We start from the raw sequence: 13915 nt of genomic DNA, 5'->3' as shown, positions 1-13915 counted from the left end.
TTCATTTACCGCAGTAAACTCACGCCCTCGCCCCTGTTGCGCCTAGCCTGACTCTAGCTCGCAAGATTGCCGGCAGACTCTTGAGGCCTCCCCGTCGAGCCTTCGAGGATTCGCTTACTTGACCAGCGTACGCCATTCGGCGTGGCCGCTGGTCTTGCCGGTGACCAGGTCGAAGTAGGCCTTCTGCAGCTTTTCGGTCACCGGGCCACGGCGGCCGGCGCCGATCTTGCGGCCATCGACTTCGCGGATCGGCGTAACTTCGGCGGCGGTGCCGGTGAAGAACGCCTCGTCAGCGATGTACACCTCGTCACGGGTGATGCGCTTCTCGACCACCTTGATGCCGTGCTCTTCGGCCAGGGTCAGGATGGTGCTGCGGGTGATGCCGTTGAGGCAGGAGGTCACCTCCGGGGTGTACACGACGCCGTCCTTGACCAGGAAGATGTTCTCGCCCGAACCCTCGGCCACATAGCCTTCCGGGTCCAGCAGCATGGCCTCGTCGGCGCCGCCGGAGATGGCTTCCTGCAGGGCCAGCATCGAGTTGATGTAGTTGCCGTTGGCCTTGGCGCGGGTCATGGCGATGTTGACGTGGTGGCGGGTGTAGGAACTGGTGCGCACCTTGATGCCGGCTTCCAGCGCCTCTTCGCCCATGTAGGCGCCCCAGTGCCAGGCGGCGACGATCACGTGCACCTTCAAGCCGGCGGCGCGCAGGCCCATGCCTTCGCTGCCGAAGAACACCATCGGGCGCAGGTAGGCGCTTTCCAGACCGTTCTCGCGTACGGCGGCGCGCTGGGCTTCGTTGATCTCTTCCTTGGAGAAAGGAATCTGCATGTTGAAGATATGCGCGGAGTCGAACAGGCGATCGGTGTGCGCCTGCAGGCGGAAGATCGCGGTGCCGTCCGGGGTGTTGTAGGCACGCACACCCTCGAACACGCCCATGCCGTAGTGCAGGGTGTGGGTCAGCACATGGGTGTTGGCTTCGCGCCACGGCACCAGTTTGCCGTCGTACCAGATCACGCCATCACGGTCGGACATCGACATCTTGCCTGCTCCTCAAATTCGCTTCACGGTTCGCACAAATAAGATGGGGCCGCAGCCCCGTCATTCAACTCAGTCCCAACTCGCGCCACAGGCGCATCACAGCGCGGCGTTCATCCTGGAACTGATCTCCGGGCACCATTCCAGGCTGCTTCTGCAGCGCCTGGCGATGGGCCGCCGAGCGGTAATTCTTGTAGACCTCTCGCAGCAACGCGGCGTCCTCAGCGCTCATCAGACCGACCCGCTCCAGACCTTCTAGAATGCGGATGTTATCGGTGAACTCGAGTAGCTGCGGGTGTTGCCACGACCAGGCCAGGGCCGCGTATTGCACCATAAATTCGATATCGACGATACCACCGGCGTCCTGCTTCAGATCGAAGGAGGACGAGGCTTCGAAGGCATTCGGCGCCGTTCCGGCCGCGGTCTTCTTGTTGCCAAGGTTGTCGCGCATCTTCGCGCGCATCTCGCTGACCTCGACGCGCAGCGCCTCGACATCACGCTGGCGCCCCAGCACTTCAGCGCGCACCCGGGCGAACTCGCCGGCCAGACGCGAGCATCCCACCAGCACCCGCGCGCGCACCAACGCCTGATGCTCCCAGGTCCAGGCCCCGCTCTCCTGATAGCGCTGGAAGGCGCCAAGCGAGCTGACCAGCAGCCCGGCTGCGCCCGATGGTCGCAGGCGCATATCCACCTCGTACAAGGCGCCGGAAGTGGTCTGGGTGGTTAGCAGATGGATGATGCGTTGGCCCAGGCGGGTGAAGAACTGCGCACCGTCGATGGGTTTGGCACCATCGGTCTCGGCCTGCGGATCGCCGTCATGGATGAACACCAGATCCAGGTCCGAGCCGTGGCCGAACTCCAGGCCGCCAACCTTGCCGTAGCCGACGATGATGAAGTCCGGGTCGCACGGCGTACCGTCTGCACGGAAGGGCCGACCATGACGCTGCACCGTATGCTGCCAGGCCAGCGCCAGCACCTGGTCGAGAATCGCCTCGGCCAGCCAGGTCAGGTAATCCGACACTTTCATCAAGGGCAGCGTGCCGGCGATCTCCGAGGCGGCGACGCGCAGGCTGTGCGCCAGCTTGAAATGACGCAGCGCCTCCATCTGCTGCTCCAGGTCCTCCTCGGGAATGCGCACCAGCCGCTCGCGCAACTCGGCCGCCAGCTCCGGCGCCAGCGGCGGCGAATAAAGGCGCCCCTCGTTGAGTAGCTCATCGAGCAACAGCGGGTAGCGGGCGATCTGCTCGGCGATCCAGGGGCTGGCGGCGCAAAGCGTGATCAATCGTTCCAGCGCCCCCGGATTTTCGGTCAGAAGCACCAGATAAGCCGAGCGCCGCGCCACCTTTTCCACCAACGGCAGCACCCGCTCAAGCACCAGGTCCGGCGCGTCGTGCTCCACCGTCTGCGCCAGCAGACGCGGAATGAAGGCATCCAGACGCTCGCGCCCCAGACGCTGCATGGCACGAACCTGCGGCCCGTTGCGCAGATCGGCGAGACGCCGACTGGCCGTGACTGCGTCGGCGAAGCCCGCCTCCTGCAACTGCAGCGCGGCGGCCTCCTCGTCCAGTGCACCTTGCCACAAAGGCAACCATTCGGCGCCGACGCAGGCCTCGCCTGCCTGCGACTCATCCTCGTCAGGATCGGCGATCACCTGCTGAAAATGCCATTCGATGCGGCCACGCCAATGCATCAGGCGCTCGTGAAAGCTCGTCCAGTCGGCAAAGCCCATGATCGCCGCCACCCGCGCCTGATCCTGCGGATCGGCCGGCAGCATCTGCGTCTGCCGGTCACCGATGCCCTGCAGGGCATGCTCGGCGTAACGCAGGAACTCGTAACCTTCCTTCATCTCCGCGACCACTGTTGGCGGCAGGTAGCCCTGCCCTTCCAGGGTCGCCAGCACCTTGAGCAGCGGCCGCTGCTGCAGGCTGAGGTCGCGCCCGCCGTGGATCAGCTGAAACGCCTGGGCGATGAACTCGATCTCGCGGATACCGCCGGCACCGAGCTTGATGTTCTCGCTCATGCCTTTGCGCCGCACTTCCTGCTGGATCAGCAGCTTCATCGCGCGCAGCGCCTCGATGGCGGAAAAATCCAGATAGCGGCGATAGACGAAGGGCCGCAGCATTTCCAGCAGCTCGGCGCCGGCCTCCTGGTCGCCGCCCACCACGCGCGCCTTGATCATCGCGTAGCGCTCCCAGTCGCGCCCCTGGTCCTGGTAGTACTGCTCCAGCGCATTGAAGCTGAATACCAGCGCACCGCTGGAGCCGTAAGGGCGCAAACGCATGTCGGTGCGGAACACGAACCCATCCACGGTGATCGCATCCAGCGCCTTGATCAGTTTCTGCCCAAGGCGGATGAAGAACTCCTGATTATCCAGCGGGCGCTTGACGCCCTCGGTCTCGCCGCCCTCGGGATAACCGAAGATGAGGTCGATATCCGAAGACAGATTGAGCTCGTGCGCGCCGAGCTTGCCCATGCCGAGAATGACCATGTGCTGCGCCTGGCCAGTTCGTCGCCCGACCGGCGTGCCGAACTGCGTGCAGTGGCGTGGATAGAGCCAGTGATAGGCCAGGTCGATACAGGCATCAGCGAGATCAGAGAGATCGCGACAGGTTTCCGCCAACGCCGCCTGGCGACTGAAGTCGCGCCAGATGATGCGCAACTGCTGACGGTTGCGGAAACGCCGCAGACAGCGGCCCAGCGCGTCTTCGTCGCCACACTCGGCCAGCTGCGCCTCCAACTGCTGACGCAGTTCGCCTGGCGCCAGGCTGCGCTCCAGCTCGCCCGACTCGGCCAGCGCGACGAACATCTGCGGGTCACGCTGAGCCTGCTCGGCAACGAAATCGCTCAGGGCCGTCACCTGCCGCCAGGCATCGCGTCGTGCCTGCGGCCAGACGGCAACGCTATCGGCCAGCCCCTCATGCTCGACCAACGCTCCTTGTAGTGAGTGTTCGGCTCGCTCGGCCAGGGGGATCAGGGAAGGGGGCAACTCGACCAGCGACGGCAGGCTCATGGTCTATCCTTTTTGGCGGACTGCCGGACGCATGGCGCAAATGCCCGGAGCCCCGTTCCTGCGGGGCACGTGCGGCCGGCGGTGCCGCGGATTGTAGTTTTACTACGAAAGAATTGTATCCAGAGGGCTGAATCCGCCGTCGAAATGTAGTAAAACTACATACGGCCGGTCCTACCCCCGGTAAATCCAAGAATTTCAACTCGCCCGCCCAAAAAGCCGGCGAGACTCAACTGGCCTCCGATTCTGGAAGCCTTTCCGCCCTGGAGCAAGCCATGCAAGACCTCGATCCGATCGAAACCCAGGAATGGCTGGACGCCCTTGAATCCGTCCTCGACCGTGAGGGTGAAGACCGTGCCCATTACCTGATGACCCGTCTGGGCGAGCTGGCCACCCGTAGCGGTGCGCAACTGCCCTACGCGATCACCACGCCCTACCGCAACAGCATCCCGGTTACCCATGAAGCTCGCATGCCCGGCGACCTGTTCATGGAACGCCGCATCCGTTCGCTGGTGCGCTGGAACGCCCTGGCCATGGTGATGCGCACCAACCTGGACGACCCGGACCTGGGCGGCCACATTTCCAGCTTCGCCTCCTCCGCGACGCTGTATGACATCGGCTTCAACTACTTCTTCCAGGCCCCGACCGAAGAACACGGCGGCGACCTGGTGTTCTATCAGGGTCATGCGAGCCCTGGCGTCTACGCCCGCGCCTTCATGGAAGGTCGCCTCAGCGAAGACCAGATGAAGAACTTCCGCCGCGAAGTCGACGGCAAGGGCCTGTCGTCCTACCCGCACCCGTGGCTGATGCCGGATTTCTGGCAGTTCCCGACCGTATCCATGGGCCTCGGTCCGATCCAGGCGATCTACCAGGCGCGCTTCATGAAGTACCTGGAAGCGCGCGGCTTCATTCCGGCCGGCAAGCAGAAAGTCTGGTGCTTCATGGGCGACGGCGAGTGCGACGAGCCGGAATCCCTCGGCGCCATCTCCCTGGCTGGTCGCGAGAAGCTGGACAACCTGATCTTCGTCATCAACTGCAACCTGCAGCGCCTCGACGGCCCGGTACGCGGCAACGGCAAGATCATCCAGGAACTCGAAGGCGTGTTCCGCGGTGCCCAGTGGAACGTCAACAAGGTCGTTTGGGGACGCTTCTGGGATCCGCTGTTCGCCAAGGACAAGGACGGCGCCCTGCAGCGTCGCATGGACGAAGTGGTCGACGGTGAATACCAGAACTACAAGGCCAAAGACGGCGCCTACGTTCGCGAAAACTTCTTCAACAGCCCGGAGCTCAAGGAGATGGTCAAGGACCTCTCCGACGACGAGATCTGGAAACTCAACCGTGGCGGCCACGACCCGTACAAGGTCTACGCGGCCTACCACCAGGCCGTGAACCATAGCGGCCAGCCGACCGTGATCCTGGCCAAGACCATCAAGGGCTACGGCACTGGCGCCGGTGAAGCGAAGAACACCGCGCACAACACCAAGAAGGTCGATGTCGACAGCCTGCGTCAGTTCCGCGACCGCTTCGATATCCCGGTCAAGGACGAGGACCTGGAAAACCTGCCGTTCGTGCGCCCGGAGCCGGGCAGCCCGGAGTACAAGTACCTGCACGAGCGCCGCAACGCGCTGGGTGGCTTCGTACCGCAGCGTCGCCAGCAGAGCTTCAGCATCCCCACCCCGCCGCTGGATACCCTCAAGGCCATCCTCGACGGCTCGGGCGACCGCGAAATCTCCACCACCATGGCCTTCGTGCGTATCCTCGCGCAGCTGGTCAAGGACAAGGAACTCGGCCAGCGCATCGTCCCGATCATTCCGGACGAAGCCCGTACCTTCGGTATGGAAGGCATGTTCCGTCAGCTCGGCATCTACTCTTCGGTCGGCCAGCTGTACGAGCCGGTCGATAAAGACCAGGTGATGTTCTACAAAGAGGACAAGAAAGGTCAGATCCTCGAGGAAGGCATCAACGAAGCGGGCGCCATGAGCTCCTTCATCGCCGCCGGTACTTCGTACTCCTGCCACAACCAGCCGATGCTGCCGTTCTACATCTTCTACTCGATGTTCGGCTTCCAGCGTATCGGTGATCTGGCCTGGGCCGCTGGCGACAGCCGCACCCGCGGCTTCCTGATCGGCGGTACCGCCGGCCGTACCACCCTCAACGGTGAAGGCCTGCAGCACGAAGACGGTCATAGCCACATGTTGGCAGCGACCATCCCCAACTGCCGCACCTACGACCCGACCTACGGCTACGAGCTCGCCGTGATCATCCGCGAAGGCATTCGCCAGATGGCCGAAGAGCAGCAGGACATCTTCTACTACATCACCGTGATGAACGAGTCGTACCAGCAGCCGGCCATGCCGGAAGGCGTGGAAGACGGCATCATCAAGGGCATGTACCTGCTCGAGGAAGACAAGAAGGAAGCCGCGCACCACGTGCAACTGCTGGGTTCCGGCACCATCCTGCGCGAAGTCCGCGAAGCGGCGAAGATCCTGCGCGACGAGTACAACATCGCTGCCGATGTCTGGAGCGTCACCAGCTTCAACGAACTGCGTCGCGACGGCCTGGCCGTGGAGCGCCGCAACCGTCTGCACCCGGGTCAGAAGCCGCAGCAGACCTACATCGAGCAGTGCCTGGGCGGTCGCAAGGGCCCGGTCATCGCTTCCACCGACTACATGAAGCTGTTCGCCGAACAGGTTCGTCAGTGGGTACCGAGCAAGGAATACAAGGTGCTGGGCACCGACGGCTTCGGCCGCAGCGACAGCCGCAAGCAGCTGCGTCACTTCTTCGAAGTGGATCGCAACTGGGTCGTGCTGGCCACGCTGGAAGCCCTGGTCGACCGCGGCGAGATCGAGGCCAAGGTGCTGGCTGACGCCATCACCAAGTTCGGCATCGACGCCGACAAAGCCAACCCCCTGGACTGCTAAGGAGCGTAGCGATGAGTGAGTTGATTCGCGTACCCGACCTCGGCGGTGAAGGCGAGGTGATTGAACTGCTGGTCAAGGTCGGCGACCGTGTCGAAGCCGAGCAGAGCGTACTGACCCTGGAGTCCGACAAGGCTTCCATGGAAGTGCCCTCGCCCAAGGCCGGCGTGGTCAAGGAACTGAAGGTCAAGATCGGCGACCGTCTGAAGGAAGGCGACGAGCTGCTGGTGCTGGAAGTCGAAGATGCCGCTGAAGCGGCGCCTGCAGCGAAAGCCGAAGCTGCGCCTGCCGAAGCCCCGAAAGCGGCCGCTCCGGCAGCTGCGCCGGCCGCCGCTGCCACCAGCAGCGTGCAGGACGTGCACGTGCCGGATATCGGCACCGACGGCAAGGTCAAGGTCATCGAAGTGATGGTCAAGGTCGGCGACCGCATCGAAGCCGATCAGTCGCTGATCACCCTGGAGTCCGACAAGGCCTCCATGGAAATTCCCGCGCCGGCTGCCGGCGTGGTGGAAGAAGTGCTGGTCAAGCTGGATGCCGAAGTCGGCACCGGCGACCTGATTCTCAAGCTGAAAGTCGAAGGGGCTGCTCCGGCTGCCGCTCCGGCTCAAGCGGCAGCGCCGAAGGCAGAAGCCGCTCCCGCCGCTGCACCAGCTCCGGCCGCCGCGCCGACCGGCAGCAGCGTGCAGGACGTGCACGTGCCGGACATCGGCTCCAGTGCCAAGGGCAAGGTCATCGAGATCATGGTCAAGGCCGGCGACAGCATCGAAGCCGACCAGAGCCTGCTGACCCTGGAGTCCGACAAGGCCTCCATGGAAATTCCCTCGCCGGCTGCCGGCGTGGTGGAAGAAGTGCTGGTCAAGCTCGATGACGAAATCGGCACTGGCGACCTGATCCTCAAGCTCAAGGTCGCTGGCGCAGCGCAGGCTGCGGCTCCGGCAGGGGCAAGCCAGGAAGTACACCGCGTACCGGAAGGTGCAGCGCCGGAAGTGGCCGCCGAAGTGCGCGCCATCGCCTCGCTGTCGGCGGCTGCCGCCGAAGTGGCCAACGCACCCAAGCGCGATGGCGCCAAGGTGCATGCCGGCCCGGCCGTGCGTCAGCTGGCTCGCGATTTCGGCGTGGAGCTGGCGGATATCGCCGGCACCGGCCCGAAAGGTCGCATCCTCAAGGAAGACGTGCAGGCTTACGTCAAGGGCATGATGCAGAAGGCCAAGGCCGCACCGCAGGCGACTGCTGCAGCCGCTACCGGCGGCGCCGGCATTCCGCCGATCCCGGCCGTGGACTTCAGCAAGTTCGGTGAAATCGAAGAAGTGGCGATGACCCGCCTGATGCAGGTCGGCGCCGCCAACCTGCACCGCAGCTGGCTCAACGTGCCGCACGTGACCCAGTTCGACTCGGCCGACATCACCGACCTGGAAGCCTTCCGCGTCGCGCAGAAGGCCGTGGCGGAAAAGGCCGGCGTCAAGCTGACCGTGCTGCCGCTGTTGCTCAAGGCCTGTGCCCACCTGCTCAAGGAGCTGCCGGACTTCAACAGTTCGCTGGCGCCGAGCGGCAAGGCGATCATCCGCAAGAAGTACGTGCACATCGGCTTCGCCGTCGATACGCCGGACGGCCTGCTGGTACCGGTGATCAAGAACGTCGATCAGAAGAGCCTGCTGCAACTGGCTGGCGAAGCGGCCGAGCTGGCCGACAAGGCGCGCAAGAAGAAGCTCTCGGCTGACGACATGCAGGGCGCCTGCTTCACCATCTCCAGCCTCGGCCACATTGGCGGTACCGGCTTCACGCCGATCGTCAACGCGCCGGAAGTGGCGATCCTCGGTGTGAGCAAGGCGACCATGCAGCCGGTCTGGGACGGCAAGGCCTTCCAGCCCAAGCTGATGCTGCCGCTGTCGCTGTCCTACGATCACCGCGTGATCAATGGCGCGGCTGCCGCGCGCTTCACTCAGCGCCTGTCGCAGCTACTGGCCGACATCCGCACCATCCTGCTGTAAATCGTTTCGAGCTCGCCACGCTCGCATCCTCAACCCCGCCCAATCTGGGTGGGGTTTTTTTTGCCTGCCCAAAGCCACGCGGGACTTGATCCCGGTCATGGCATTTACCGCCGCAGCCGCCATGATCGAGCCATCGATATTGTTCCGGCGCATCCCCATGCTCTATCTGTTTCTGAAGTTCGTCCACCTGACTGCCGCCGCCTTCTTCATCGGCGGCGTATTCTTCGAAGTGATGATCCTCAGCCGTGCCACGCGCGAGCTTCCGGACGAGGCCAAAGCGGGCTTCTCACGCGCCCTTGGACGGCGCGCGCGACAGGTCATGCACTGGGTCGTGCTGGCGCTTTACGGCGCCGGCCTGGGCCTGGCCTGGCACTACCGCGCGGCGCTACATGCACCTCTGGCCAGCAGCTTCGGCATCCTGCTCAGCCTGAAAATCACCCTGGCCCTGAGCATCCTCGGGCATTTTCTGCTGGTGGTGTTCCTGATGCGCAGCGGCCGCATGACAGCGGCGCGCTCGCGGCGCATTCACCTGAGCGTGCTGCTGCAGATGCTGGCCATCCTGTTCCTGGCCAAGGCCATGTTCCTGCTGCAGCTGTGATGCCGAGCCGCCCGGAGGGGTCAGCCTTTTTGCACGTTGCGAATCAGGAAGCTCAGCGCCTTGGCCAGCTCACTCGCGCCCTGGTGATCGCGCACGATGCTCAGCAGTTGGCTGCCGTCGACCGGGTTGAGCAGTGCACAGCGGATACCGCCGGTCGGACATTCGTAGCGGATGAACGGATCGATACCAAACACCGGAACACGCTGGTTGCGCACGGAGATGGCGGTGCCCTGCATGCCCCGGCTCTCCTCACGCAGGATCAGCTCGCCGGCATCGCCGACAGCGAAACGGTACAGCAGGTCCTGCCGCTGCGCCTGGCCAACCTGGTAGCCGGCGCGCAGGGCGTAGGTTTCCAGCAGTGCGTTGTTGTGCGCCAGCAGTGCCTGGCGCTCGTTGTCGGTCAGATAAAGGCGCTTGAGTTCGTCCAGATAAGCTTCCTGTTCAGCGCCCTGCAATGCACCCTTGTCAGCGGTATCGGCGAGGGCCGGTAACGTTGTGAAAAGCGCTATGGCCACTAGCATGGCCATCAGTTTCCTTGTCAGTCTTGCTTGCATGATGCACCCTTGCCGAACGCTATAGTGAAGTAGGCCTGAGCCCTAGCCTCCGTCCACACCGCTGCGCCCTGATAGCAGTGGTTTTGTGCAGAGAACGGAAGCCTCGCCTGGTCAGCATACTGGAAGCCCAACGCCCAATGAAAAGCCATCCCGATGCCGGCACCCGCTCGGCAGCCGAGGTTGTGACGCAGTTGCCAGTGCCCTCGCGGCTCGGCATGTTGCGTTTCGAGCGCTTGAACGAGCCAAGCTGGGCCCTGCTTTTTCTCGATCCGGCCTGCGAACTCAAACTCGGCATCAGCGCCGCCGATCTTTGCGCATTGGTGGATGCGCCCTACGCCAGCCTGATGGAGCCGGAAGCACGCTATCGCCTGCACGATGCCATCCAGCAGCAACTGCTCCAGAGTGCGCATTACCTGGTGCGCTATACCCTGCATACGCCACAGGGAGCACTGAATCTGCTGGAGATCGGCGAACCCTTCAAACAGCGCAACCGCCAGTTGCTGCGCGGCTATCTGCTGATCGCCGATGGCAGCTTCGATGCCTTTTCTCCTGGCGAGCTGGACCTGCACACACAGAATCAGAACCTGCGCACGTCGCTGCAGCAGTATCAGCGTACGCAGGACAACCACCTGCAACACCTGGCCCGCTCACATACCCAGCAGCAACTGATCGTGCGCCTGTCGCGCCAGCGCTACGTCTCCAGCGACCCGCGGCAGGAAGCTGCCGAACTGATCACCCAGGCGGCCTGCGAGGTCTACGGCGTGGCCCGCGCGGGGATCTGGCACCTGGGCAGTCAGAGTCTCGATTCCATCTCGTTGTACCGCCGCGACCTGGACCGTCACGAGCAACTGCCGTCTATCGACGCCGGCAGTTTTCCGCATTACCTGGAGGCGCTGCACAGCGGCCGGGCAATCGACGCTCACGACGCGCAACACGATCTGCGCACTCGCGAGCTGGCTCCCGGCTACCTGGAGACGCTGGGCATCACCTCGATGCTCGATGCCAGCATTCGTATCGAAGGGGAAGTGGTGGGCATCCTCTGCCTCGAACACATCGGCCCCAAGCGCATCTGGCAGGCCGACGAGATCGCCTTCGCCGGCGAACTAGCCGATCAGTTCGCCCAGGTGCTGATCAATCAGGAAAAGCGCTCGGTCACCCATGCGCTGTACCTATTCCAGCGCGCCGTCGAGCAGAGCGCCAGCGCCTTCCTGCTGGTCGACCGCGACGGCCGGGTGGAATACGTCAACCCCAGCTTCACCGCCATCACCCTGTACAGCAGCGACGAGGTCTGCGGCCATCGCCTGTCGGAACTGCCGGCCCTGGCCAACCTCAGCGACCTGCTGTTCGATACCGACTCGAGCCTGGCCGAGCACAGCAGCTGGCAGGGCGAATTTCGCAGCCGCCGCAAGAACCAGGAGCCGTACTGGGGCCACCTGTCGATCTCCAAGGTGTATGGCGACGATGGCGAGCTGACCCATTACATCGGTATTTACGAAGACATCACCGAGGCCAAGCTGGCGCAGCAACGCATCGAGCGCCTGGCCTACACCGACAACCTGACCAACCTGGGCAACCGTCCTTCGTTCATCCGCAGCCTCGAAGAGCGTTTTGCACGCCACACTCAGCAATCGCTGGGGCTGCTGCTGGTGGACATCGACAACTTCAAGCGCATCAACGACAGCCTTGGCCACCAGACCGGCGACAAGCTGCTCTCGGCGCTGGCCCGGCGCCTGCGCAACAGCCTCGGTGCCAAGGGAACCCTGGCGCGCTTCGCCAGCAACGAATTCGCCATCCTGCTCGATGGCTGCGATCAGGACAACGGCCTGCGCGTCGCGCAGCAGGTGCTGCAGACCCTGGACAAGCCGCTGTTCGTCGACAATCAGCTGATCAGCATCACCGGCTCGGTGGGGCTGGCCATCGCCCCGGAACACGGCGACGACCCGCAGACCCTGATGAAGCACGCCGGCCTCGCCCTGCACAAGGCCAAGGCCAACGGCAAGCACCAGGTGCAACTGTTCACCGAAGTGCTCAATGCCGAGGCCAACTACAAGCTGTTCGTCGAGAACAACCTGCGCCGCGCCCTGACCCAGAACGAGCTGGAGGTCTTCTACCAGCCCAAGCTGTGCCTCAAGAGTGGCCAACTGCTGGGCATGGAGGCGCTGCTGCGCTGGCAGCATCCGGAGAAGGGCATGATCCGCCCCGACCAGTTCATCGGCGTCGCCGAGGAAACCGGCCTGATCATCCCCATCGGCAAGTGGGTGGTACGCCAGGCATGTCGTATGAGCAAGCAGATCGCCGCCATTGGCATGGGCGAACTGCAGGTGGCGATCAACCTGTCGCCCAAGCAGTTCTCCGACCCCGATCTGGTCGGCTCCATCGCCGCGATCCTTCACGAAGAGCAGCTCGACCCGCGCCTGCTGGAACTGGAACTGACCGAAAGCCTGCTGCTGGAAGCCACCGACGACACCCGCCACCAGCTCGGCCGCCTCAAGAGCCTTGGCCTGACCTTGGCCATGGACGACTTCGGCACCGGTTATTCCTCGCTCAGCTACCTGAAGAAATTCCCCATCGACGTGATCAAGATCGATCGCAGCTTCATCAAGGACATCCCTGACAATCAGGACGACATGGAGATCACCTCGGCGGTGATTGCCATGGCACACAACCTCAAGCTGAAGGTGGTCGCCGAAGGCATCGAGACCGGCGCCCAGCTTGGCTTTCTTCGTCGCCAGCGTTGCGACGTCGGCCAGGGCTATCTGTTCGACAAACCGATTCCCGGCCGCGAGCTCATCGACAGCCTGCGCCGCTATCCCTGCAGGCCACAGGCCGACCAACGGACGTAATACGCAGCACCGCGCGTAGTCCACACATCACTCACATTCAGGAGACCGCCATGGTTCTGCGCTCCCAGATTCTCGTCAACAAGAACGCCCTTCCGACTGCCGAACAGGCCCTGCCCGGTCGTGCCGAGCCGCTACCGGTGGCCGACACCCACTATGTCAACGGCAATCCGATCAAGGCGCCCTTCCCTGCCGGCCTGCAGCAGGCCGTGTTCGGTCTGGGCTGTTTCTGGGGTGCCGAGCGCCGCTTCTGGCAGCAGCCGGGCGTGTTCAGCACGGCGGTCGGCTATGCCGGCGGCATGACCCCCAACCCCACCTACGAGGAAGTCTGCTCCGGCCTGACCGGGCACACCGAGGTCGTACTCGTGGTGTTCGACCCGCAGCAGACCAGTTTCGAGGCATTGCTCAAGGTGTTCTGGGAAGTGCACAACCCCACCCAGGGCATGCGCCAGGGTAACGACCAGGGCACCCAGTACCGCTCGGCGATCTACTGCCACGACGAAGCTCAATTGAGCGCGGCAAAAGCCAGCCAGGCGCGCTTCCAGGCCGAGCTCGACAAGGCCGGCCTGGGCACCATCACCACCGAAATCCTCGAAGCGCCGATCTTCTACTACGCCGAGACCTATCACCAGCAATACCTGGCGAAGAACCCCAATGGCTATTGCGGCCTGGGCGGAACAGGCGTATGTCTACCCCCTGAGATCTGAACACGGGTAAAGGGTCGTGGAGCTAAGCAGCATTTCCAGCCAGGTATCGAGTCAGGCATCGACGCAGATTGCAGCGCAGATGTCGCTCCTGCTGCTGCGCAAGACGCTGGAGCTGCAGGCTGCCAACATCAGCGGGCTGGTGCAGTCGGCTGCACCGGCCAGCGCCTCCAGCAACCCGCCACATCTGGGCAACAGCATCGACGTGATGGCTTGAAGAACTACTGCCCTCTCGTCTTGAGCCGGACTAAACTGCGGGCAATTAGCCATC

Annotated in this window: 9 protein-coding genes; 6 read left to right on the top strand and 3 right to left on the bottom strand. The window is 63.7% G+C overall.

The window, feature by feature from the left end; translation table 11 throughout:
- Window positions 1-114: 114 nt before the first annotated feature.
- The gene (locus tag B2U07_RS17885) at window positions 115-1038 is read right to left on the bottom strand and encodes a branched-chain amino acid transaminase (protein ID WP_013713797.1); all 924 of its coding nucleotides are present in this window, start codon (window positions 1036-1038) and stop codon (window positions 115-117) included.
- A gap of 64 nt (window positions 1039-1102) precedes the next feature.
- Window positions 1103-4045 carry a bifunctional [glutamate--ammonia ligase]-adenylyl-L-tyrosine phosphorylase/[glutamate--ammonia-ligase] adenylyltransferase gene (glnE, locus tag B2U07_RS17880; RefSeq protein WP_275545474.1) on the bottom strand — a complete coding sequence of 981 codons (2943 nt, stop codon included), beginning with the start codon at window positions 4043-4045 and terminating at the stop codon, window positions 1103-1105.
- A 272-nt stretch (window positions 4046-4317) separates the two neighbouring features.
- Between glnE and aceE the strand changes: the two genes are divergently transcribed.
- The 3 genes from aceE to B2U07_RS17865 all read left to right on the top strand — a co-directional run bounded on the left by aceE (window position 4318) and on the right by B2U07_RS17865 (window position 9546).
- The gene (gene aceE, locus B2U07_RS17875; protein ID WP_197856999.1) at window positions 4318-6963 is read left to right on the top strand and encodes a pyruvate dehydrogenase (acetyl-transferring), homodimeric type; all 2646 of its coding nucleotides are present in this window, start codon (window positions 4318-4320) and stop codon (window positions 6961-6963) included.
- An 11-nt stretch (window positions 6964-6974) separates the two neighbouring features.
- Window positions 6975-8948, top strand: a complete 1974-nt coding sequence (gene aceF / locus B2U07_RS17870) for a dihydrolipoyllysine-residue acetyltransferase (RefSeq protein ID WP_275545475.1) — start codon at window positions 6975-6977, stop codon at window positions 8946-8948.
- Window positions 8949-9105: 157 nt separating this feature from the next.
- Window positions 9106-9546, top strand: a complete 441-nt coding sequence (locus B2U07_RS17865; RefSeq protein ID WP_275545715.1) for a CopD family copper resistance protein — start codon at window positions 9106-9108, stop codon at window positions 9544-9546.
- Window positions 9547-9566: 20 nt separating this feature from the next.
- On the opposite strand, the gene B2U07_RS17860 is transcribed toward B2U07_RS17865, so the two are convergent.
- Entirely contained in the window at window positions 9567-10073 is a 507-nt protein-coding gene (locus tag B2U07_RS17860; protein WP_275545476.1) for a hypothetical protein, read from the bottom strand.
- Between the two features lie 164 nt (window positions 10074-10237).
- Here B2U07_RS17860 and B2U07_RS17855 point away from each other — a divergent pair, with 164 nt between their 5' ends.
- Genes B2U07_RS17855 through B2U07_RS17845 form a run of 3 tightly spaced genes read left to right on the top strand, consistent with a single transcriptional unit; the run spans window position 10238 to window position 13861 of the window.
- The gene (locus B2U07_RS17855) at window positions 10238-12943 is read left to right on the top strand and encodes a putative bifunctional diguanylate cyclase/phosphodiesterase (RefSeq protein ID WP_296277412.1); all 2706 of its coding nucleotides are present in this window, start codon (window positions 10238-10240) and stop codon (window positions 12941-12943) included.
- Window positions 12944-12993: 50 nt separating this feature from the next.
- Window positions 12994-13647, top strand: coding sequence for a peptide-methionine (S)-S-oxide reductase MsrA (msrA, locus tag B2U07_RS17850; protein WP_181563643.1), 654 nt, complete (start codon window positions 12994-12996; stop codon window positions 13645-13647).
- A 16-nt stretch (window positions 13648-13663) separates the two neighbouring features.
- Window positions 13664-13861: a putative motility protein gene (locus tag B2U07_RS17845; RefSeq protein WP_017363348.1), complete on the top strand. Its 198-nt coding sequence runs from the start codon at window positions 13664-13666 to the stop codon at window positions 13859-13861.
- The last annotated feature ends 54 nt before the right edge of the window (window positions 13862-13915 follow it).

This window comes from Pseudomonas sp. UBA7530 (assembly GCF_002479365.1).
Taxonomy (GTDB): Bacteria; Pseudomonadota; Gammaproteobacteria; order Pseudomonadales; family Pseudomonadaceae; genus Aquipseudomonas.
The sequence above is the reverse complement of the archived record's forward strand: the minus strand, read 5'-3'. Positions and strand labels throughout refer to the sequence as shown.